The 20,659-nt window shown below is 73.3% G+C and carries 22 protein-coding genes; 9 read left to right on the top strand and 13 right to left on the bottom strand.

The window, feature by feature from the left end; all coding sequences use genetic code 11:
• Both ACGFNF_RS19485 and ACGFNF_RS19490 read right to left on the bottom strand, forming a co-directional pair.
• Positions 1 to 351 carry a YciI family protein gene (locus ACGFNF_RS19485; protein ID WP_151454603.1) on the bottom strand — a complete coding sequence of 117 codons (351 nt, stop codon included), beginning with the start codon at positions 349 to 351 and terminating at the stop codon, positions 1 to 3.
• A 124-nt stretch (positions 352 to 475) separates the two neighbouring features.
• On the bottom strand, positions 476 to 2,467 hold the full coding sequence (locus ACGFNF_RS19490) for a SpoIIE family protein phosphatase (RefSeq protein WP_393169552.1): 1,992 nt from the start codon (positions 2,465 to 2,467) through the stop codon (positions 476 to 478).
• Between the two features lie 319 nt (positions 2,468 to 2,786).
• Between ACGFNF_RS19490 and ACGFNF_RS19495 the strand changes: the two genes are divergently transcribed.
• The 4 genes from ACGFNF_RS19495 to ACGFNF_RS19510 all read left to right on the top strand — a co-directional run bounded on the left by ACGFNF_RS19495 (position 2,787) and on the right by ACGFNF_RS19510 (position 6,403).
• Entirely contained in the window at positions 2,787 to 3,902 is a 1,116-nt protein-coding gene (locus ACGFNF_RS19495; RefSeq protein WP_393169554.1) for a DUF4185 domain-containing protein, read from the top strand.
• 103 nt (positions 3,903 to 4,005) lie between these two features.
• Entirely contained in the window at positions 4,006 to 5,133 is a 1,128-nt protein-coding gene (locus tag ACGFNF_RS19500) for an FtsX-like permease family protein (RefSeq protein ID WP_393169798.1), read from the top strand.
• Positions 5,130 to 5,807: an ABC transporter ATP-binding protein gene (locus ACGFNF_RS19505; RefSeq protein WP_327028213.1), complete on the top strand. Its 678-nt coding sequence runs from the start codon at positions 5,130 to 5,132 to the stop codon at positions 5,805 to 5,807. Before ACGFNF_RS19500 ends, ACGFNF_RS19505 begins: the two co-directional genes overlap by 4 nt.
• Before the next feature lie 14 nt (positions 5,808 to 5,821).
• Positions 5,822 to 6,403, top strand: a complete 582-nt coding sequence (locus tag ACGFNF_RS19510) for a TetR/AcrR family transcriptional regulator (RefSeq protein ID WP_393169557.1) — start codon at positions 5,822 to 5,824, stop codon at positions 6,401 to 6,403.
• Between the two features lie 3 nt (positions 6,404 to 6,406).
• On the opposite strand, the gene ACGFNF_RS19515 is transcribed toward ACGFNF_RS19510, so the two are convergent.
• The 6 genes from ACGFNF_RS19515 to ACGFNF_RS19540 form a co-directional block, all read right to left on the bottom strand.
• Positions 6,407 to 7,537 carry an FUSC family protein gene (locus ACGFNF_RS19515; protein WP_393169559.1) on the bottom strand — a complete coding sequence of 377 codons (1,131 nt, stop codon included), beginning with the start codon at positions 7,535 to 7,537 and terminating at the stop codon, positions 6,407 to 6,409.
• Between the two features lie 34 nt (positions 7,538 to 7,571).
• Positions 7,572 to 7,946 carry a sensory rhodopsin transducer gene (locus tag ACGFNF_RS19520; protein WP_393169561.1) on the bottom strand — a complete coding sequence of 125 codons (375 nt, stop codon included), beginning with the start codon at positions 7,944 to 7,946 and terminating at the stop codon, positions 7,572 to 7,574.
• Positions 7,946 to 9,163: a D-arabinono-1,4-lactone oxidase gene (locus tag ACGFNF_RS19525; protein WP_393169563.1), complete on the bottom strand. Its 1,218-nt coding sequence runs from the start codon at positions 9,161 to 9,163 to the stop codon at positions 7,946 to 7,948. The genes ACGFNF_RS19520 and ACGFNF_RS19525 overlap by 1 nt, the downstream gene beginning before the upstream one ends.
• 30 nt (positions 9,164 to 9,193) lie before the next feature.
• Positions 9,194 to 9,460, bottom strand: coding sequence for a potassium transporter TrkA (locus tag ACGFNF_RS19530; protein WP_151454595.1), 267 nt, complete (start codon positions 9,458 to 9,460; stop codon positions 9,194 to 9,196).
• 110 nt (positions 9,461 to 9,570) lie between these two features.
• Positions 9,571 to 10,335 (bottom strand): rod shape-determining protein, encoded by a 765-nt coding sequence (locus ACGFNF_RS19535; protein WP_393169800.1) that lies wholly within the window; start codon positions 10,333 to 10,335, stop codon positions 9,571 to 9,573.
• Positions 10,336 to 10,479: 144 nt separating this feature from the next.
• Complete coding sequence (locus ACGFNF_RS19540; protein ID WP_151455249.1) at positions 10,480 to 10,686, bottom strand: hypothetical protein; 207 nt, start codon at positions 10,684 to 10,686, stop codon at positions 10,480 to 10,482.
• A 555-nt stretch (positions 10,687 to 11,241) separates the two neighbouring features.
• Here ACGFNF_RS19540 and ACGFNF_RS19545 point away from each other — a divergent pair.
• The 3 genes from ACGFNF_RS19545 to ACGFNF_RS19555 all read left to right on the top strand — a co-directional run bounded on the left by ACGFNF_RS19545 (position 11,242) and on the right by ACGFNF_RS19555 (position 15,140).
• Positions 11,242 to 12,606 carry an endo-1,4-beta-xylanase gene (locus tag ACGFNF_RS19545; protein ID WP_393169565.1) on the top strand — a complete coding sequence of 455 codons (1,365 nt, stop codon included), beginning with the start codon at positions 11,242 to 11,244 and terminating at the stop codon, positions 12,604 to 12,606.
• A 159-nt stretch (positions 12,607 to 12,765) separates the two neighbouring features.
• The gene (locus tag ACGFNF_RS19550; protein ID WP_393169567.1) at positions 12,766 to 13,662 is read left to right on the top strand and encodes a GNAT family N-acetyltransferase; all 897 of its coding nucleotides are present in this window, start codon (positions 12,766 to 12,768) and stop codon (positions 13,660 to 13,662) included.
• Between the two features lie 149 nt (positions 13,663 to 13,811).
• A complete protein-coding gene (locus ACGFNF_RS19555; protein WP_393169569.1) occupies positions 13,812 to 15,140 on the top strand; it encodes a PHB depolymerase family esterase in 1,329 nt (442 codons plus the stop codon).
• An 83-nt stretch (positions 15,141 to 15,223) separates the two neighbouring features.
• On the opposite strand, the gene ACGFNF_RS19560 is transcribed toward ACGFNF_RS19555, so the two are convergent.
• The gene (locus tag ACGFNF_RS19560; protein WP_393169571.1) at positions 15,224 to 16,453 is read right to left on the bottom strand and encodes an erythromycin esterase family protein; all 1,230 of its coding nucleotides are present in this window, start codon (positions 16,451 to 16,453) and stop codon (positions 15,224 to 15,226) included.
• Positions 16,454 to 16,511: 58 nt separating this feature from the next.
• Between ACGFNF_RS19560 and ACGFNF_RS19565 the strand changes: the two genes are divergently transcribed.
• On the top strand, positions 16,512 to 17,303 hold the full coding sequence (locus ACGFNF_RS19565; RefSeq protein WP_393169573.1) for a TioE family transcriptional regulator: 792 nt from the start codon (positions 16,512 to 16,514) through the stop codon (positions 17,301 to 17,303).
• A gap of 22 nt (positions 17,304 to 17,325) precedes the next feature.
• Here ACGFNF_RS19565 and ACGFNF_RS19570 read toward each other — a convergent pair whose 3' ends face one another.
• The 4 genes from ACGFNF_RS19570 to rpmB form a co-directional block, all read right to left on the bottom strand.
• Positions 17,326 to 18,249, bottom strand: coding sequence for a BTAD domain-containing putative transcriptional regulator (locus ACGFNF_RS19570; RefSeq protein ID WP_393169575.1), 924 nt, complete (start codon positions 18,247 to 18,249; stop codon positions 17,326 to 17,328).
• Between the two features lie 150 nt (positions 18,250 to 18,399).
• Positions 18,400 to 18,705, bottom strand: coding sequence for a 30S ribosomal protein S14 (gene rpsN / locus ACGFNF_RS19575; protein ID WP_357577131.1), 306 nt, complete (start codon positions 18,703 to 18,705; stop codon positions 18,400 to 18,402).
• Positions 18,705 to 18,872: a 50S ribosomal protein L33 gene (gene rpmG, locus ACGFNF_RS19580; protein ID WP_013287204.1), complete on the bottom strand. Its 168-nt coding sequence runs from the start codon at positions 18,870 to 18,872 to the stop codon at positions 18,705 to 18,707. The genes rpsN and rpmG overlap by 1 nt, the downstream gene beginning before the upstream one ends.
• Positions 18,872 to 19,108 (bottom strand): 50S ribosomal protein L28, encoded by a 237-nt coding sequence (gene rpmB, locus ACGFNF_RS19585; RefSeq protein ID WP_311412304.1) that lies wholly within the window; start codon positions 19,106 to 19,108, stop codon positions 18,872 to 18,874. The genes rpmG and rpmB overlap by 1 nt, the downstream gene beginning before the upstream one ends.
• A gap of 155 nt (positions 19,109 to 19,263) precedes the next feature.
• Here rpmB and ACGFNF_RS19590 point away from each other — a divergent pair, with 155 nt between their 5' ends.
• Positions 19,264 to 20,565, top strand: coding sequence for a CobW family GTP-binding protein (locus ACGFNF_RS19590; protein WP_393169578.1), 1,302 nt, complete (start codon positions 19,264 to 19,266; stop codon positions 20,563 to 20,565).
• Positions 20,566 to 20,659 lie beyond the last annotated feature (94 nt).

A 20,659-nucleotide genomic window follows, 5' to 3' on the forward strand; every position in this document is an offset into this window, starting at 1 on the left:
TCAGCCCCCGAACTCGGCGACCGGCCGGACCACGACGGCGCCGTTCCCGCGCGCGCCGGGGCAGCGCGCCGCCCAGTCGAGCGCGACGTCGAGGTCCGGCACGTCGATCACGTAGAAGCCGCCGAGGATCTCGCGGGTCTCGGCGAACGGCCCGTCCGTGACGGTCCGCCTGCCGTCCTCGCCGACCCGCACGGTGGTGGCGGTGACCAGGTCCGCCAGCGACTCGCCGGAGACCAGGATCCCCGCCTCGCGCACCTGCTTGTCGTACGCCATCCAGTCGCTGACGTCGCAGCCGGCGGCCCCGCCGTCCTCGTCGACCGCACTCGCGTTGATGAGCAACATGTACTTCATGATCCGACTCCCCTCAGTGTCGCGTCGCCGCTGCCGTACCGGGCGACGCCGTACGACATCACTACGGACGGGGGACGGCCGATTGGACAGCCCGCCCGAAGATTCTTTCCCGATTCGGCTCCGGCTACCGGTGGAACCCGTCGTCGCTGCCGTTCGCGGGGGCCTCCGGCAGGAGGTGACCCAGCCCGGTCAGTTCCAGCACGGCGTGGGCAGGGCTCTGCGGGGTGGCGGTGACGCGCAGGTGCGCGACGATCCGGGCGACCTCGTGCAGCACCCGTACGCCGGTGCTGCTCAGGTGGGTGACCGGGGTGAGGTCGATGGTCAGCGGCAGGCTGCCGCCGCGGCTGGCCTGCATGATCGCGGCGCGCAGCCGAGGGCCGGTGACCAGGTCCACCGGCCCCTGCACCCGCAGTGTCCGGCCCGCCGGTGCCTCGATGACGGCGGCCGCGAACTCCTCGGCGACGGTGGCCTGCTTGTGGGGGCCGGCCGCCTGGGCGGCGGCGGCGGTGGTGACGTTGGCGGCCTGGCCGATGTGGTGGTGCATGTTGACGGTGGTGCCCGCGTCGGTGTGGCTGACCTCCGCCCGGTCGACGAGGCCACGGATCATCGTCAGCCCACGGCCGCGACCGCCCGGGTCGCGGGCCGGTGGCCGCCACCGTCCCTGGTCGGTGCAGGTGACGTGCACGACGCCCTGGTCGTCCAGGGCGCCGTGCACGGTGAACGTCCCCGACGTGCCGTCCGGGTAGGCGTGGTCGACGGCATTGGTCACGGCCTCCCCCGCGGCGTGGACGAGGTCGCTCGCGTCCGGGCCGCTGGCCCCGATCCGGGCGAGCCAGTCGCCCATGACCTGACGCATCGGCCGCAGCGCCGTCGTGTCGGCGGTCAACGTCAGGTGCAGGGGTGCGACGGGCTCCGGCAGGAGGTGGACGGCGAGGAGCGTGGTGTCGTCGCCGAAGCCACCGCCGGCCAGGGCGAGACGTTCCGTGACCAGGGTGCAGATCCGGTCGGGCAGCCGCTGCGGGACGGTCGTGGCCGCGTCCAGTATCGCCCGCCGGGCTGCCGCGGCGGCGTCGGCCAGGGTACGGGCGCCGTCGTGCAGGCTCTGCCGGGGTCGCTCGATCAGGCCGTCGGTGTAGAGCAGCAGGACGTCGTCGGCCCGCAGCCGGCAGGTGTGCACCGGGGCGGGGCCCGCTCCGGTGCCCAGTGGCCCCGCCGGCGTCAGCGGCAGGTACCGGCTGTCGCCGGCGGCGCCGACCACCAGCGGCGCCAGGTGCCCGTGGCTGGCCGCTTCGAGCGCCCCGTCGCGCGGGTCGAGCACCGCGAGGCAGGTGGTGGCCGCCCGGGTCGCGAGGGCGCGGGCCGCGAAGTCGTCCAGGACCGCCAGCACCTGCGGCAGGCCGCCGCCCGACTGCAATGCCTGCCGGGCGACCGTACGGAGCTGACCCATGGCCGCCGCGGCCGTGGCGCCGTGCCCGACGACGTCGCCGACGGTCAGCGCGAGCCGCCCGTCGGGCAGGGGAACCACGTCGAACCAGTCCCCGCCGGCGACGAGGTCGCTGCTCGCGACCAGGTAGTGGGCGGCGACCTGGACGTGCGGCAGGACGGGCAGCATGTCGGGCAGGAGGCTGCGTTGCAGCTCCAGGACCAGACCGGCGGCCTGCCGGTAGCGCCGTTCGGCGGTGGCGGCGGCGGTCTCGGCGGCCTGCCGGGCGGTCACCACGGGGGTGGCGTCGACGGCCTGCACGATCACCCCGCGCACCGAGCCGTCCGGGTTGCGCCACGGCGCCATGTCGAACGTGTAGAAGGCCTCCGTCAGGGTGCCGTCGCCGTTGCGGTCGGTCAGGACGCGCTGCTCGTAGCCGTGCGAGCGGATGCCGTGCAGGGCCTGGTCGAGCAGTTCGAAGATGTGCTGGCCGGCGAGTTCCGGCACCGCCCGACGGAAGGGCTCACCGATCAGGCCGCTGCGGTTGCCGACGGCGGCGCGCACCGCCGGGTTCGCGGCCACCACCCGCAGCTCTGGCCCCTCGAAGATCCACACGAATCCGGGCAGCTGTTCGAACCCGTCGAGCACCGCCTGCGGGTCACCTGAGGACCAGCGTGTATGCGGAGCGGTCACCGACGCCCACCCTCACCCGTGCCCACCAGCAGCACCCTGTCATGCCCGCGCCCACCCGTCCAATCCGCCACGTGCGTTTCCGCCGTCGAGGATCCGGGGGCGGCCCGCCGCGGTGAGCGCGTCGGCGAGCCGGGTACCGGGCCCCGTCGGCGGTCCGCGAGGTGGCCTCGGGGCGCGCACCGGCGGTCCTTGACCACGCCGGCCGGTTGGCCGTAGGTTCCAGCCCTACATCGACATCGGTAGTTCGATGTGGCCGGCGCGCCCGGTCCGTTCCCCCACGTCCGCAACACTCCGCCCCCCCCTCGCGACAAGGACGGTCATGACGATCACCCGCCGCTCGCTGCTCGGCACGGTCGCCGCGGCCGGCCTGGCCACGGCCGTCGCGCCGGTCCTCGCCCCCGGCACGGCCCGGGCCGCCGCCTGGAAGAAGCGCCTGACCGGCGCCGACCTGGACACCAACCACCGGTGGCGCGTCGCGGGCACGGACCTGGGCATACCGTACGTGCTGGAGAACGGCTCGATCGGCTACCTGTTCGGCGACACGTTCGACACCCCGTGGCCCGAGGGTCCGCCGGTGCCGAACGACTGGCGCTCGCCGGTGCTGCTGCGCTCCGCCGTGCACCCGGGCGCCGCCGGCGGGATCGTCTTCGACAGCGCCGCCCGGGTGGCGGGCAACGGCCGGGCCCCGGAGCTGATGCACAACGGCCACCACGGCGTCGGCATCGACGGGCTGTGGGAGGTGACCGTCATCCCCAACGACGGCATCGCCTTCCCGGAGACCGGCCGGCAGCTCGTGTCGTACATGAGCATCGAGAACTGGAACTCCGCCGGCCCGGCCGGGCCGCACTGGCGCTCGCGCTACGCCGGGCTGGCCTACACCGACAACGGCAACGACTTCATCCGTACGCCGCTGAAGTGGTGGAACGACGGCACCAACACCGACCCGTTCCAGATGTGGACGATGCAGCGCGACGGGGACTGGGTGTACGTCTTCTCGGTGCGCGCCGGGCGCCAGCACGGGCCGATGATGCTGCGCCGGGTCCGCTGGGACCGGCTGTTCTCCCCCGAGTCGTACGAGGGCTGGGGTTGGAACGGCAGCAACTGGGGCTGGGGCCGCCCGTGCACGCCCATCCTCACCGGCCGCTTCGGCGAGCCCTCGGTGCGGCGGCTGGCCGACGGCACCTGGGTGATGTCGTACCTGAACTGCGCCACCGGGTGCATCGTCACGCGCACGGCGGACGGGCCGGACCGGGTCTGGACGGCCGAGCGGATCCAGGTCACCTCCTGGCAGGAACCGGGCCTCTACGGCGGCTTCATCCACCCGTGGTCCAGCCGACGCGCCAACGACCTGCACCTCATGGTCTCGAAGTGGACCAGGACGCCCGACAACCGCAGCACCGCCTACCACGTCAGCCAGTTCGTCGGATCGGCGTAGCCAGACGCCGCCCCGACCGACCGACGGCGCCGGGAAGGATACCGACAGCGTGTTGGTACGATGCCAACATGCAGTCGGTAAAATTGCGCCCCCGGTGGTGGGCATGTTCCTAGCGGTACGCGAACTGCGGTTCGCCAAGGCCCGGTTCGGCCTGATGGGGGCCGTCGTCGCGCTCATCGCGGTGCTGGTGGTGCTGCTGTCCGGGCTCTCCACGGGCCTGGTGAACGACGGCGTGTCGGGGCTCCAGCGCATTCCGGCGACCTCCTTCGCCTTCGCCGACGGGGTGCAGCACGATTCGGCGTTCTCCCGCAGCGTCATCGACGTCTCCGCGGTGGACACGTGGCGGGCGCAACCACGCGTCGCCGACGCGGCGCCCTTCGGCAACGCGCTGGTCAACGCCCGCAGCGACTCGGGCGTGGAGATCGACCTCGCGTTGTTCGGCGTGCCCACCGACTCGTTCCTCGCCCCGCCCGTGGCCGAGGGCGCCCGGTTGGACGCCGCGAACGGCATCGTGGTGAGCCGGACCGCCATCGAGGCCGGGCTGCGGGTGGGCGACACGGTCACCGTCGACCGGATCGGCACCCGGCTCACGGTGGTGGGCGCCATGGCCGAGCAGCACACGTTCGGTCACGTCGACGTGGCCTACCTACCGCTGCGGATCTGGCAGGAGATCAAGGCCGGCGTCCGCCCCGGCGAACCCGTACCGGGCGGCACCTACGAGGAGATCACCGCCGTGGCGGTGCGGGCCGCCAACGGTGCCGAGGTCGACCTGGCGGCTGGTGACCGGGCCGCCGGCACCGAGAGCCTGTCCCGCACCCAGTCGTACGGCGCCTCGCCCGGCTACACCGCCGAGACGTCGACCCTGCGGCTGATCGAGTGGTTCCTCTACGCCATCTCGGCGCTGGTGGTCGGCGCCTTCTTCACGGTGTGGACCATCCAGCGCCGTGCGGAGATCGCCGTGCTGCGGGCCATGGGCGCTCCGACGGCGTACCTGCTGCGCGACGGGCTGGCCCAGGCCCTCGCGTTGTTGCTGCTCGCCGTCGGCGCGGGCGTCGCGGTCGGCACGGCGGCCGGCAGCCTGGTCGGCAGCGGCATCCCGTTCGCGCTCAGCGCGCCGGCGATCGCGGTGGCCGCCCTCCTCCTGCTCGTCCTCGGCCTGCTCGGAGCGGCCGTGGCCATCGTCCGGATCGCCGCAGTGGATCCGCTGACCGCACTGGGAGCGAACCGATGACCGACACCGGCCTGGTCATGCGCGGTGTGACCCTGCGCTTCGGCGATGGCGACGACACCGTACCGGCCTTGGACGGCGTCGACCTGACCGTTGCCCCCGGGCAGTTCGTCGCGGTCGTCGGCCCCTCGGGCGCCGGCAAGTCCAGCCTGCTCGCGGTGGCCGGCGGGCTGACCGTCCCGACGTCGGGTTCGGTCACCCTCGGCGGGCGGGACATGACCGTGCCGAGCGCACGGGCGCGGGCCGCGCTGCGCCGGGAGTTCGTCGGCTTCGTGTTCCAGTCCGGCAACCTCATTCCCGCGTTGACCGCCGTGGACCAGCTGCGGCTGCCGGCCCGCTTCGGCGGTCACGGCTCCCGGGCGCGCGAGGCGACGGCCCTGCTCGACGAGGTCGGGATGGCCCACAAGGCGAACCGCCGACCGCACCAGCTCTCGGGTGGCGAACGGCAACGTGTCGGCATCGCCCGTGCCCTGGTCAACCGGCCGCGACTACTCTTGGTGGACGAGCCGACCGCCGCCCTCGACCGTGCCCGCAGTCACGAGGTGGTGGAGCTGCTCGCCCGCGAGACCAAGGAGAACGACGTCGCCACCGTCATGGTCACCCACGACCACGACGTGCTGCGCCACTGCACGACGGTGTACGAGATGATCGACGGGCGACTGATGCCCGTGCCGTGACGATGGGGGTTCCCGTGCCGAAGATCCAGGCGCCCACGGTGGCCGAGCACCGGGCCCGGCAGCGGCGGGCGATCCTGGCGGCGGCCCGGGAGATCCTCGCGGAGAGCGGGGCGCAGGCGCCGAGCCTGGCCGAGGTGGGCAAGCGGACAGGCCTGGCGCGCCCCAGCGTCTACCAGTACTTCAAGTCGCGGGAGGACCTGCTCAACGCCGTCATCGCCGACATGTTCCCGGAGTGGTCGGCATACGTCACGCAGCAGATGGACCGGGCCACCGACCCCGGCGGGCGGGTGCTGGCCTACGTCGAGGCCAACCTGCGCCTCGTCGCCCAGGGGGAGCACGCGGTCATGCGTGGGCTCGCCGCCAGCGTGCCGGGCGCCGTCCTCGCCGAGGAGAGCCGCGTCCTGCACGACCAGTTGCGTACGCCGCTGGTGGCGGCCCTGGCCGAGCACGGCGCGAGCGACCCGGCCGCCGCGGCGGAGCTGATCCAGGCGGTGGTCTACGCGTCCTCACAGATGATCGAGAACGGCACCTCGGAAGCCGCCGTGCTCGCCCTCACCCGGGATCTCCTGGGCCCCTACCTGCGACAGCAGGGCTGAGCGTCACGGATGTCCGGCGGCGGCCCGGCGGACCATCCGGCGCGCCTCGTCGCGGGGGACGCCGGTGGCGCGCAGTAGGTCGTTGGCGATGGTCCGTAGTTGGGATACGACGATGGTGCCGGAGAAGCCGATGTCCTGGCGACATGCCTTACCGGCTTCCCGCACCGCCGCCAGCACCCGCTCTCGGGCACCCACAGGCTCCTCGACGGCCAGGTATTCGCGGTGCAGCATGCGGACCGCCTCGCCGTACAGTTCGATGGCGGCGGGCAGGCCGGGCGGCACCGGTTCCTCGTCTCGCAGGACGGTGCCGACCCGGCGCACCAGGGCGCGACTGTTGCGAAACGCCCGTTCCATGTGCTCGACGCCCTGGCTGTAAGCCGCCAGCACCCGGCGGCGGCGCCAGCGCAGCGGCGAGTGCCGGGCCACCTCGTCGGCGGCGATGATGACCTCGTCGAGCCGGTCGAGTTCCGGCTCCGCGGCGCGCATCTCATCGAGCAGTTCCTCGGCGGCGCAGGCCTCACCGTCGGCCAGCGCCCGCGCCGAGGCGGTCATCTGTTTGGCGAAGGTGTCGAGCGCGGGGTCGGCGACGCGCCGCAGCGTACGCAACGGGTTGAGCGGTACGATCACGAGCACGACCAGCAGCCCGATCGCTCCCCCGACCAGCGCGTTGAGCGTTCGGGGCAGTTCCAGGTCGGGGTTGGTCGGGGTGACGGTGGCGACCAGCACGCCCGTACCACCGGCCTGGGCCATCAAGGCGCCGGTGCCACGTACCGCCGCTGCTATGGCGATCGCCACGAAGACGATGGCGCCGGTCTGCCATGCTCCGGTGCCCAGCAGGCCGATCAGCACGTCACCCACGGCGATGCCGAGCACCACCCCGGCGACGAGTTCGACGGCACGTCGGGCGTGGTTGCCGATGGCGGCGACGATCACACCGACCGCGGCGGCGGGGGCGAAGGTCGGGTCGTGGTTGCCGAGCAACGTCCTGGCCGTCAGCCATGCCAGCGCGGCGGCAAGGCCGGCCTGTACCGCGAGGATGAAGTATGTCTGCAACCGGCGGTAGATCTCCTGGCATTGCTGGCGCAGTCGGGAATCCGCCTTGGTCGCCGCCGGCTTGCACTGTGAGAGCGCCATGGGCGCGGATACCCGGTTCGCCGGCCGCCGAACGTCAGGCGGGATGGGCCATGACGCCGGTCAGCGCGACGACGCCGGGCAGCCGGGTGTCCTGGCGCAGGAACTGCACCACCACCGGCACCGGCGAGCGCAGCAGGCAACCGTAGGGACGGTCGAGTCGGACCGCCTCCGGGTCGATCAGGTCGTTGATCCGCACGTGCCGGATCCGTCGCGCCCCGACCATGATCCGGTACGGCCCGACGGGCTCGGCGTCCTCGTAGTAGACGTCCAGGCTGACCTCGGTCTCCTGGTCGGTGGCGTTGAGCACGCACAGCTGGTCGAAGCTGGTGAACTCCGGTTCGGGACCGTGACCGGGAAACGGCACGTGCCCGCCCGGGACGACCCACGTACGGGCACCGAGCTGTGCCATCACGCCTCCTCGAGCAGCCGGGCCAGGTCCGGGGTGAGGAACACCCCGTCCGGGTCCAGTCGGCGACGCAACGCCTGGAAGTCGTCCCAGCGGGGATAGAGCGGGCGCAGCTCGCGCGCGGTCAGCCAGTGCTTCTTTCCCCAGTGCGGCCGGCCGCCGTACTGCCGGAAGACCGCCTCCATGTCCCGGAAGTACTCCTCGTACGGCAGGGAGGTGTTCTGCAGGCAGGCGATGGTCGCGGTCGGCCGGCCGTAGGCGTTGCTGAGCCAGATGTCGTCGGCGGCGATGCTGCGCACCAGCACCCGCCAGCCGGCGACCCGGCGGTGCCGCTGCCTGATGCGCCGCCGCACCTCCGCGAAGCAGGCCGGGAACGCCTCCACCGGAAGCATGTACTCGATCTCCTCGAACCGCAGCTCCCGGTGGCGGGGGATGGCCCGGTGGGTGGGGGCCACACGGTCCTCGTGGGGCTCGTCCAGGGCCGCCGAGCCCGGTACCCGCGGCGCGTGCCACACCCGCTCGTCCGGCGTGCGGTCGACGCGGTTCATGACCCGGACCTGGGTCAGGTCGTTGCGGGGATACCAGTAGAAGTCCATGTTGCGGTTGGTGTGCTGCAACTCGGCCAGGTGGTCCAGGGTCCAGGCGACGGGCGCGCACCAGGACCGGCGGTGCAGCTGGTAGCGGGGTTGCACGGCCAGCGTGACCCGGGTGAGGACGCCGAGGGCGCCCAGGGAGAGCCGGGCCGCCGGCAGGAGCTCCGGGTTGTGGTCCGCGCTGACGTCCACCGTGTCGCCGGTTCCGGTGACCAGCCGGACGCCGGCGACCTGCGTGGAGAGGTTGCCGAAGCCGAGGCCGGTGCCGTGGGTGCCGGTGGCGGTCGCGCCGGCGATCGACTGGTAGTCCACGTCCCCGAGGTTGTCCATCGCCAGCCCCGCGTCGTACAGGCCCTCCCCGAGGGCCTTGAGCTTCGTGCCGGCGCGGACCGTGGCGAGCCCGCCGTCGTCGGCGATCACCCCGGCGAGCCGGTCGAGGCTGGCGAGGATCCCGTCGGTGCGCACCAGCGGGCTGGACGAGTGCCCGGAGCCCACCGGCCGCAGCGTCGTGCCGGCCTCGCGGGCCCGCCGCACCAGCGCCCGCACCTCGTCCTCGTCGGCGGGCTCGGCGTACTCGGCGGGGGTGAACGACAGGCTGCCGGACCAGTTCACGAACTCTCGTCCCACGTCCCCTCCCCCCGCGTCCGATCAGGCGGCTTACCCGCCGCCGGGTGGGGTAGTCGTGAGCGCGCCGGGCCCGGTGACGTCGAGGACGTCGAGCAGGCCCAGCAGTCCGGCGAGCACGACGGCCTCGTCGTGGGTGAGGGTGATGCTGCGGGTGGCGTCGGGGTCGTCGCCGTCGGGGTAGACCAGCTCACGCCGGCCGCCGACGTGATGGGTCACCACCCCGACGCGCACTCCCGCGTCGGTGGTGAACATGCGGCGCAGCCCGATACCGGGCAGGGGGGTCAGCTCGACGTCCATCGAAGGCTCCAGGTGTGCGGGGAAGGTCGGTCCCGGCCCGGTGGGCGGCCGGTGCGCGGCGGACGGCCGCACGGCACCGTCGTCACGACGCCGTGCGGCACCGCCTGTGGTCAGCCGGTGAGCAGCAGGCGCAGGCCGGCGAGCGTGGCCAGGTGCGGATCGGCGGGCATCGTGACGACCCGGCCGGTCAGCGCGGCCAGCCGGGCCCCGAGTTCGGGGTGTACCGCCCCGCCGCCGGTGATCAGCAGCCGGCGTCGCCCCGGGAACGCCGGCCGGGCACCCACGCGTCGGACCGCGGCGGCGATCAGCGACACCCGGTCGAGAGGGTCGGGCGCGTCGACGCGCTCGACCGCCTCGACCGCGCGATCGGCGATGTGCGCGATCTCGGTCCGGCCGTGTCCGATGTCGACGGCGACCACGTCGTCGCGGTCGAGGTCGGCCCGGCAGGCCAGGGCGGCGGCCAGCGGCTCCTCCACCGTGGCGACCCGCCCGCCGAACGCGTGGCGGACCGCCGCGACCAGGAGGTCCTTCTGCCGCAGGGTGGCGGTGGCCGGCACGCCGACCACGACCGGGGAGACGTCGTCACCCGGCCGTCCGCTCGCCGCGGCCAGCACCCGCAACAGGTGTACGCAGCCGAAGAAGTCGGCCACCACGCCGTGGCGTACCGGCCACAGCAGCTTCGTGTCACCGGTGTCCCGCAGGGCGATGGCGGCACGTCCGACGGCCTGGGCGCCGGACGACGTGCACGCGACGACGGCGGGCTCGGTGACCACCGTGCCGGAGACCGGCGTCCACAGTCGCACCGTGGAGGTGCCCAGGTCGAGGGCGACGGGATGCCGCAGACCGAGGCGGGCGTATGCGCCGGGGGCCAGCATGCTCACCGCCCCTGTCGTGGGGCGGGCGTGACCCGGGGTCCGTCGCCGACGGACCGGGGCAGGGTGGATCGATCGTGATGCGGGGTCGGCATGGTGCTCCAAGCCACGGGCCCGCGTCACGGGACGCGGGGAGGCGGACGGGCTTCAGACGGCGAACGTCAGCCCGGGCGGAGCGCGGTCGGCCGACCAGGCGGGCACGCAGCCGGGAATGGCCCGCCGCGCGCTCCGGAAGACGATGCACAGCCCGACGGACCGGGCCGCGGAGAGCACCATGAGCAGCACGGTCAGCATCAGCAGCGCCGGCAGCGAGACCCGCTTGCCGGCGCGGCGGAGGCCGTGCCGATCCTGCATGTCCCCACCATAGCCGGGCGCCGTGCGGACCGGGTGGCCGCCTGCGCGCGGTGGTCGGCGCCGCCCACGGGCTCGGCAACCTCGTCCCGCCGCTGATGACGGGCTGGGCGTACGGCGTGCGGGGTCGTACGCGATCGGTCTGATGCGGTTCGCCGACGTCGCGCCGGCCGCGGCGGGTGCACGCCGGTGCAGATGGGCGGCCTGGCCAGGCGCGACCTCTGACGCGTTACGGAGGTGTACCGGAAAATCCGACCGGCGGACACCCATCCCGGCAGCATGGAGATCAACAGAAGCGCCCGCCTCCCTTCCCGGCCGACCGCTGACCTGCCGTGTGCCACCAATCGACCGACGCGACAGGTTCGGAGACTACCGAAACTTTTCCGGAAATTCTTGCTCGGCCGCGCGCCGCGCTGCCATACTCCACATCCATCAGGGTCGATGACGGCGGGTCCGCGGCCCGTGCGCCGCAGCCCGCCGGGCGGCCCTGATCCGGCACACCCCCACCACACCGGTCCGTCCCCCCGACGGTGCGGACCGGCCCCGGAAGGAGCAGGAATGACCGAGAGGCACCCCCGGGACACCCGGTCGAGATCGCGTTCGCGGGCGCGCGCGGCCATCGTCGTCGCCGCCGTGGGACTGCTCGCGGCGACCGGCGCCACGGTCCTGCCCGGCGCGGCGAGCGCCGGGACCACGCTGGGCGCGTCGGCGGCGGAGCGCGGTCGCTACTTCGGCGCCGCCGTCGCCGCCAACAAGCTCAGCGACAACACCTACGTCACGATCCTGAACCGCGAGTTCAACTCGGTGACGCCCGAGAACGAGATGAAGATCGACGCCACCGAGCCGCAGCAGGGGCAGTTCACCTTCGGCAACGCGGACCGGATCGTCAGCCACGCCCGCAGCCGGGGCATGAGCGTGCGGGGCCACACCCTGGCCTGGCACTCGCAGCAACCCGGCTGGATGCAGAACATGAGCGGCAGCGCGCTGCGCCAGGCGATGCTCAACCACGTCACCCAGGTGGCCACCCACTTCCGGGGTCAGGTCGTGGCCTGGGACGTGGTCAACGAGGCGTTCGCCGACGGCAGCAGCGGGGCCCGGCGCGACTCGAACCTCCAGCGCACCGGCAACGACTGGATCGAGGCGGCGTTCCGGGCCGCCCGGGCCGCCGACCCCGGCGCCAAGCTCTGCTACAACGACTACAACACCGACGACTGGAGCCACGCGAAGACCCAGGCCGTCTACGCGATGGTCCGCGACTTCAAGCAGCGTGGCGTGCCCATCGACTGCGTGGGCCTCCAGTCGCACTTCAACAGCGGCTCGCCCTACCCGGGCAACTACCGCACCACGCTGTCCAGCTTCGCGGCGCTCGGCGTCGACGTGCAGATCACCGAGCTGGACATCGCTGGGGCCTCGCCCACCACGTACCGCAACGTGGTCAACGACTGCCTCGCGGTCTCCCGGTGCACCGGCATCACCGTGTGGGGCATCCGGGACAGCGACTCCTGGCGGGCCTCCGACACGCCGCTGCTGTTCGACAACAACGGCAACCGCAAGCCCGCGTACGACGCGGTCCTCGCCGCCCTCAACAACGGCACGCCCCCGCCGACCTCGCCGCCGCCGACGACCGGCCCGACCACCCCGCCGCCTGGCGGCAGCTGCACCGCCACCCTGCGCGACGGCACCCGGTGGGGCGACCGGTTCAACAGCGACGTCACGGTCAGCGGCGCCACCAACTGGACCGTGGTCGTCGAGGTGACGCCCCCGCAGAAGGTCTCCGCCACCTGGAACGGCACCCCGAGCTGGGACGGCAGCGGGAACGTCATGACGATGCGCTCCAACGGCAGCGGCAATGTCTTCGGGTTCACCACGATGGCCAACGGCACCTGGACGCGCCCCCAGGTGCGCTCCTGCACCGCCTCCTGACCGTCGGGTGACCGGACGGCCCCGGGGACGGCGCCCACCGCGCCGCCCGGGGCCGCCGGGCGACGGCCCCGGGCGGCGGCGGTACGGCGGACGCGACCGCACCCGCCCGCCGGGGCGGCGCTGGCGCGGACCAGGCATCGCTGACTAAGGTCAGGTTTCATGGAAGCGGAGTCGATCGCCGCCGTGCGGCGGTTCAACCGGACGGTGACCCAGCGGGTGGGGGCGCTCGACGACGAGTACATGGCGCGCGCCCGCCCCCTCGCCCAGGCCCGCCTGCTGTGGGAGATCGGCCCCGGCGGCGCCGAGGTCGCGGCGCTGCGGTCCCGGCTCGGGCTGGACTCGGGGCACCTCAGCCGCCTCCTGCGCGCCCTGGAGGGCGACGGGCTCGTCACCGTCGGGCCGTCCGACCAGGTGGGCGGGGACAGACGGGTCCGGGTCGCCACGCTCACCGCCGCCGGCCGTGCCGAGTGGACCGAGCTCGACGAGCGCTCCGACGACTTCGCCCGGTCGATCCTCGCCCCGCTGACCGGGCGACGCCGCGAGCGGCTCGTCGCGGCGATGGCCGAGGTGGAACGGCTGCTCGTCGCGTCGATGGTGCTGATCGCGCCCTGCCCGCCCGGCGACCCGCGGGCCCGCGCCTGCGTACGGGCCTACGCCCGGGAGGTGGCGCGGCGCTTCGACGGCGGGTTCGACCCGGCCCGGAGCAACCCGGTCCACGACGAGGAACTCGTTCCCCCGGCCGGAGTGTTCCTGCTCGCCACCCTCAACGCCGAGCCGGTCGGCTGCGGCGCGGTGAAGCTCCACCGGGACGCGCCCGCCGAGATCAAGCGGGTCTGGGTGGCGGACGCCGTACGCGGGCTCGGGCTCGGGCGGCGGATGCTGAGCGAGTTGGAACGCCACGCCGCCGAGCGGGGCTGGAGCGCCGTCCGGCTGGACACGAACCGCAACCTCACCGAGGCGATCGCGATGTACCGGGCGGCCGGCTACCGCGAGATCGAGGCGTACAACGCCGAGCCGTACGCCCACCACTGGTTCGAGAAGCGCCTGACCAGGTGACGGCGCGAGGGGCGGGGCGGCCGGCACTTGCGGGACCCTTCTTATTAATAGATACTCGTCGATGTTCCTGAGCCGGACGTGATCGGGCAGCCGGGCAGCCCTCGATCGGAACCCCGCCCTGTCCACCGTCTGTGGAAGAGGAACCATCCATGAGGACCAGACTCCGAGTGCTCGGCGCCGCCCTGGCCGCCGCCACGCTGACCGCCCTGGCGGCGGTGGCAGTCGCCCCGCCGGCATCCGCCGCGACCCTGACCGAGGTGACGAGCTTCGGCCCCAACCCGAGCAACCTGCGCATGTACCTGTACGTGCCGGACTCCGTCGCGCCCCGGCCGGGGCTGCTGGTCGCGGTGCACTACTGCACCGGCACCGGCCCCGCCATGTACGCCAACACCCAGTACGCGGCGCTCGCCGACCGGTACGGCTACATCGTCGTCTACCCGTCGGTGACCCGCAGCAGCCAGTGCTTCGACGTCTCCTCCCCGCAGGCGCTGCGCCGCGACGGCGGCAGCGACCCGGTGGGCATCAAGTCGATGGTCGACCACGTCCGGCAGCGCTACGCCGTCGACCCCGACCGGATCTTCGCCACCGGTATCTCGTCCGGCGCGATGATGACGAACGTCCTGCTCGGGCTCTACCCCGACGTGTTCAGCGCCGGGGCGGCGTTCTCCGGGGTCCCCTTCGGCTGCTTCGCCACGACCAACGGCTCCGAGTGGAACAGCGAGTGCGCCAACGGCCAGGTCGTCCGTACCCCACAGCAGTGGGGAGACCTGGTCCGCAACGCCTACCCGGGATACACCGGGCGCCGGCCCCGGATGCAGACGTGGCACGGGACGAACGACGAGGTGCTGCGCTACCCGAACTTCGGCGAGCAGATCAAGCAGTGGACCGACGTGCACGGGCTGAGCCAGACGCCGACGTACACCGATAGCCCGCAGGCCGGCTACACCCGCACCCGCTACGGCGGCAGCGGCGACCGGGCGCCGGTCGAGGCGATCAGCATGCAGGGGGTGTCGCACAACCTGCCGGTCGACGCCGCGCAGGCGATCCGCTTCTTCGGCCTCGACACCGCCGCGCCGCCCACCACGCCGCCGCCGACCACGCCGCCGCCCACCACCCCGCCGCCGACGAGCCCGCCGCCCAGCACTCCCCCGCCCTCGCCGGGCGCCTGCCGGGTGGGCTACACCGTCAACGCCTGGAACGCCGGCCTGACCGCCTCGGTCACCGTCACCAACACCGGCACCACGACGGTGAACGGCTGGTCGCTGGCCTTCACGCTGCCCGCCGGCCAGAGCATCACCAACGGCTGGAACGCGACGTACGCCCCGACCAGCGGCGCGGTCACCGCCCGCAACGTCTCCTACAACGCCACCATCGCGCCCGGCACGTCGGTCAGCGTCGGCTTCCAGGCCACCCACACCGGCGACACGGGACGGCCCGCCTCGTTCACCCTCAACGGCGCCACCTGCGCGATCGCCTGAACCGGCAGGGGCGGCGCCGTCCCCCGGCGCCGCTCCGGCCGGTTCAGGCGCCGCCCCGGCGGCAGGCCCGGACCAGTGCCCGGTCAGTCGTTGCTGGACGCTTGCGGAGCCTGGCCCCGCCCGGCGTCCCTGACGAACAGGATCCCGTCGGTGTCGGCCACGTGGGCCGGGTCGAGCGGGGCGTAGCCGAACCAGGGCGACACCCGGGCGGCGGGCGTCATGCCGGCGAGGGCGCTGGCCAGTCGGCGGGCGTCGACGAGGTGACGCTCCGCCGGCAGCGCGTACAGCAGCCCTTCCACGGTGTCCGGCGGCGGGGCGTCGACTCCCTGGTGGCGGATCGTGCCGACGGCCGTGGCGAGGAAGGCGTACTCCTCGCCCAGGTGGGCGCCGACGATCGCGCCGGCGCTCCACCACTGCACCGGCAGTCCGCCCATCCGCATGCTGCTCTTGTTGCGCTGGAGGTGGCCGTTGTGGGCGTTCACCAGTGCCGGCCCGCGTCCGGCGATGGCGAGCAGGTTGGCGGCCATCATCGAATCCCGCACGCCGAGCAACCGCGCCATGCGGCTCGGCGACGGGTCGGCCATCGCGTGGTGGTAACGCAGCAGGCCGACGGCGGTACGCCCGTACAGGCGAGCCCGGTGCCACTCCTCCGTTGTGGACGCCTCGATCAGCTGTGGCGTCTGCGTGTCGAGCAGGGCCACCAGGTCGTCGGCGAGCAGCCGCAGCCGGCCGGCGTCGGGCGTGCGCCCCACGGACCGGGAGGGGTCCATCATCGCGGCGGGACTGGTCCACCGGTCGTCGGCGCCGAGCAGTCGGTCGAGCGTCTCCGCCGCGCAGGGAAGCAGGTCGGCGTCGACCCGGGCGGTGAGGTAGGCGTGGAGTGCGGTGAGGGCCTGCCGGGGGCTCGCGGCGCCGGTGATCTCCAGCGGGCCGTCGAACCCGGCGAACCGCACCTGCTCCGCCGGGGGCCGCCCGTCGTTGTACGCGCGCATCCAGCGCACCAGCTCACGGTTGGCGGCGAAGGCGCCCCACCCGTGGCTGAACCCGCGCTCCATTACGTCGTCGAGGAGGCCGGTGCCCGAGGTGACGTGGTCGTCCACGACCAGCCCCATCACGCAGTCGCTCTCGATCGCGATCGTCCGGTAGTGCTCCCGCTCGACGAGTTGCCGGAAGAGCTCGTTCCGCAGGTCGAGCAGGGCGTCCTCGCCGTGGGTGGGCTCGCCCAGTGCGAGCAGCCGCGGCCTGCCCGGGAGCAACCCCAGGACGGCAGCGGGGTCGACGGCACGGGCGGCGTCTGCGATACCAGCGGTCATACCCTCAACGGTATCGTTGAACCGACGGTGCAAACTTCTCCCCGATGTCAGCAGAGTGATGACGCCAAACCCTCAAAGCAGTGGCAGGCTCAGGCCGGTCGACCTGGCGCGCGCGCACGGCCTGTCGACGCAGGCGGTCAGGAACTACGAGGCGGCCGGCATCCTCCCGGCCGCGCACCGCACCCCGCACGGCTACCGCACCTACACCGCGCTGCACGCGCAGGCACTGCGCGCGTTCCTCGCCCTCGTGCCCGGACACGGGCATGCGACGGCCACGTCGATCATGCAGGCGGTCAACCGGGGCGCGACCGAGGACGCCCTCCGGCTCGTCGACGAGAGTCACGCACAGCTCCTCGACGACCGCCGCACCCTCCAGGCCGCCGAAGCCGCTGTCGGCGACCTCGATCCGGTGCCGCAGGGACGGAGCAACACGTTCGTCGGTCCCCTGTCGAGAAGGCTCGGCATCCGCCCGGCCACCCTCCGGAAGTGGGAACGCGCGGGCGTGCTCCAGCCGTGCCGCGACCCGCAGACGGGCTACCGGGTCTACAGTGCCGCCGACGTGCGCGACGCCCGGCTGGCCCACCAGCTCAGGCGGGGTGGCTACCTGCTGGCGCAGATCGCTCCGCTGATCGCCCAGGTCCGCTCCGCCGGGGGCGTCGCGCCGCTCGGGTCGATGCTGCGCGACTGGCGCGCCCGCCTCGCTGCCCGCAGTCGCGCCATGCTGACCGGCGCCGCCGCCCTGGACGCCTACCTCACCTGCCGACCGGTCCCGCCCGGCGACGGGCCGGGCGTCCCCGGCACCGCCGTACCGGCCACGTTTCCGGTCCGGCCGCCGGGTGGCTCCCGTTGATCGTCGCCGGCCTCACCGCCACTCAGGCAGACTCACCCGCTGCCCGCTCACCTGGCCGTACGAGCAGTTGCCAGTAGTCGCCCGCTGGGTCCTGAGTCGTCAGCCATCGCTGGAGCGCTTCGAGCGACGCCCGGTGGGACGCCGAACTGACCTCGTACCACCTGTGCAGCAGCAGCTCGTGGATCCGGACAGCCTGTGCGGCGTGCTCGAGCACCAGGCCGTCCACGGCGCGGACGACGGCCACCTCCTCGGCCCGTCCCCGCAGCAACGCGGTGCAGTCGATGTCCGTGGCGACCTCGATCCCGTCGCCGGCGGCGAGGACGGAGAACTCGACGGTCCGGTCCCGCCCGCCCACCTCGACCGTCTGGGCGAAGACGAGGACGTCGTCGCCCGGGGGCGCGAGCATGCCCCCGGCGGCCACCCCGGGTGAGTCCCGTCGGACGAGCCCCTCGGCGGTGGGCTGTTCGGCGACCCAACCGGCCAGCTCGGTGGCCGCCGCGAGGTGCCGGCCTTCCGCCAGTGCCCGCCGCGCCCAGTCGAGCCGGGCCGAGAGCCGCAGCTCGGCGAGCCGGGCGGCCGCCGCTGCCACGGAGTGTCCGGCCCGCACCCCGTCGTACGCGTCGCCACGCCACAGCCCGAGCGCCCCCGTCTGCTCGAACTCGGCGGCGTCGAGGGTGGCGTCGGTCAGGTCGAGCCGATAGCCGCCGGAGGTGGTGCGCAACCGGTCGCCCACCACCTTGCGAAGCGCCGAGGCGTGCATCTGCAACGTCGCCATGGCCGTCGACGGGACGCCCGCCGGCCACAGCTCGGCCAGCAGTCGCTCGCTCGTGACCGACCGGCCGCCTGCGGCGAGCAGCACGGCGAGCAGTGCCCGTGGTTTCGGCGCCAGGGCCGCCTCGCCGTCCGGCGTGCACACCCGCACCGGGCCCAGTACCTCGAACCGCACGCGCACCTCCGCCTCGTGTCTGGCGCAATCCTGGCGCGCCGGTCAAGCTTCCCGCAGGATCGGCCAGTAGTGAAGACCGGCGCTGCGCCCGCAGGCTGATGCGACCGAGCGCCACCGCGCCTCCCCCGTCGCGGGCGGGGTGCGGTGACGTCACCACGACGCCTTGCGCACCCCGGGCAGCTCACCGCGCAGGGCCAGCTCGCGGAACCGCACCCGGGACAGTCCGAACCGGGACAGCACACCGCGCGGGCGGCCGTCGATCTGGTCGCGGGAGCGCAGTCGTACGGGGCTGGAGTCCCGGGGCAGGCGGTTGAGTCGGCGTGCCGCGTCGGCTCGTACGTCCGGGTCGGTGTCCGGGTGGCTGACCGCCCGCTTCAGCTCGTCCCGCGCCTCGGCGTGCCGGGCGACGAGGGTCTCGCGGCGCGCCTGCCGACGGCCGAGGCTCTTGCGGGCCATCAGCGCGCCTCGCGGAACTCGACGTGCCGGCGTACGACCGGGTCGTACTTGCGCAGCACCAGCCGGTCCGGGTCGTTGCGGCGGTTCTTGCGGGTCACGTACGTGTAGCCGGTGCCGGCGGTGCTGCGCAGCCGGACGATCGGGCGTACGTCGGTCTGCCGGGCCATCAGAGCCGCACTCCCCGGCCGCGCAGTTCGGCGACCACGCGCTCGATGCCCTTGCGGTCGACGGTCTTCAGTGCCTTGGCCGTCAGGGTCAGGCCGACCCACCGTCGCTCCGACGGCAGCCAGTAGCGGTGGTTCTGCAGGTTCGGGTTCCAACGGCGGCGGGTGCGTCGGTGGGAGTGGGACACGGCGTTGCCGAAACTCGGCCGCGCGCCGGTGACGTCACAACGTCTGGACACAGTGATCGCTCCTTGCTCAGGTGATGCATCGCAATGACAACGGTTTTCATTTCTACATCATCCGTCCGGGCGGATCCACGCCGGGTCGCGACTCGCGCCAGCAGCCGCCACCTGCTTAGAATGACAATCGTTTTCATTAAGCCGAGAGGAACATGATGACGTCGTCCCCGCAGGCCCCGATCCGCGTCGAGACAGCCGACGCCGGCATCCGCCCGTCGCTGACCGTGCTGTCCGGGTTCTGGCCGGCGGCGACCTTCGCCGTCGCCCGTACGCTGCTCGCCGCCGACCCGTCGCTGCTACTGGTGCGACACGACCTCGCCGGCATCCGCGACGGCGTCGTTCGCCGGGTGGTCCGCACCGGCACCGGCATCGTCGAGGACGAGCGGATCGCCCTGGCGCACGGCTGCGCCTCCTGCACGCTGCGGGAGGACGTGCTGCCCACCCTCGTCCGGCTCACCCGGGACAACCCCGGCCAGGACCTGGTGCTGTTGCTGCCCGAGGTGGTGGAACCCGAGGCGGTCGCCGCCGCCTGCGCCCACCACCTCGTCGACGGCACACCGGTCACCGACCTCATCCAGGTCGACTCCTACGTCACCGTCCTCGACGCCGAGCACCTGCTCGACGGCCTGGCCAGCACCGACGACCTCGCCACGCTCGGCATCCAGGCCGCCGAGGACGACCACCGCGGTCTCGCCGACGTCGTGGTCCGGCAGATCGAGTACGCCGACACCCTGGTGCTCTGGGGGCGGTCCCGGGAGGGAGAGTTCGACACCGGCAGGATCGCGGTCCTGCTCCAGCGGATGGCGCCGTGGGCGGCACACTTCCGGGTCGACGGCGATCTCGTCGACGCCGACGCGCTCACCCGCCAACTGCGCCACACCCACCGGCACCGGCCGGAGACCCCCGGCGTCCTCGCCCGGGGCCTACAGGGCTTCGCGCTGGGCACGCACGAGCCGGAGGCCGACTGCGGGGTCGTCTCCGCCGTCTTCCGCGCCCGCCGCCCGTTCCACCCGCGGCGACTGCACGACGTCCTGGAGGACGTCAACGCCGAGGTGATCCGCTCCCGGGGCCACCTCTGGCTCGCCAGCCAACCCGACACCGTCGTGGCCTGGGAGTTCGCCGGCGGCGGCCTGGCGATGGGATCCCTCGGGCACTGGCTGGTGAGCCTGCCCGAACCCGGCTGGGAGCACGTCTGCGATCAGCGCCGGCTCGCCGCCGCCCTGGAGTGGGACCCCTACTACGGCGACCGGCACCAGCACCTGGTCTTCATCGGCCTCGACGTCGATCCCGTCGAGCTGCACCGCACCCTCGCCGACTGCCTGCTGACCGACGCCGAACTCGCCGACGGCGAGGAGGTCTGGCGGACCTACCACGACCCGTTCGCCGGCTGCTTCCCCCTCGGCGTGGCGGAGCCGACCGACACCGACACCGACACCGGAGGAGCACGACCCGCATGAAGCCCGGAATCCACCCCCGGTACCGACCCGTCGAGGCACGACCCGGCGGTACGGCTTCATCGCCCAGGTCACGTGCCACGATACGCATTTGACA

This window comes from Micromonospora sp. NPDC048868, assembly GCF_043198195.1.
GTDB lineage: Bacteria > Actinomycetota > Actinomycetes > Mycobacteriales > Micromonosporaceae > Micromonospora > Micromonospora reichwaldensis.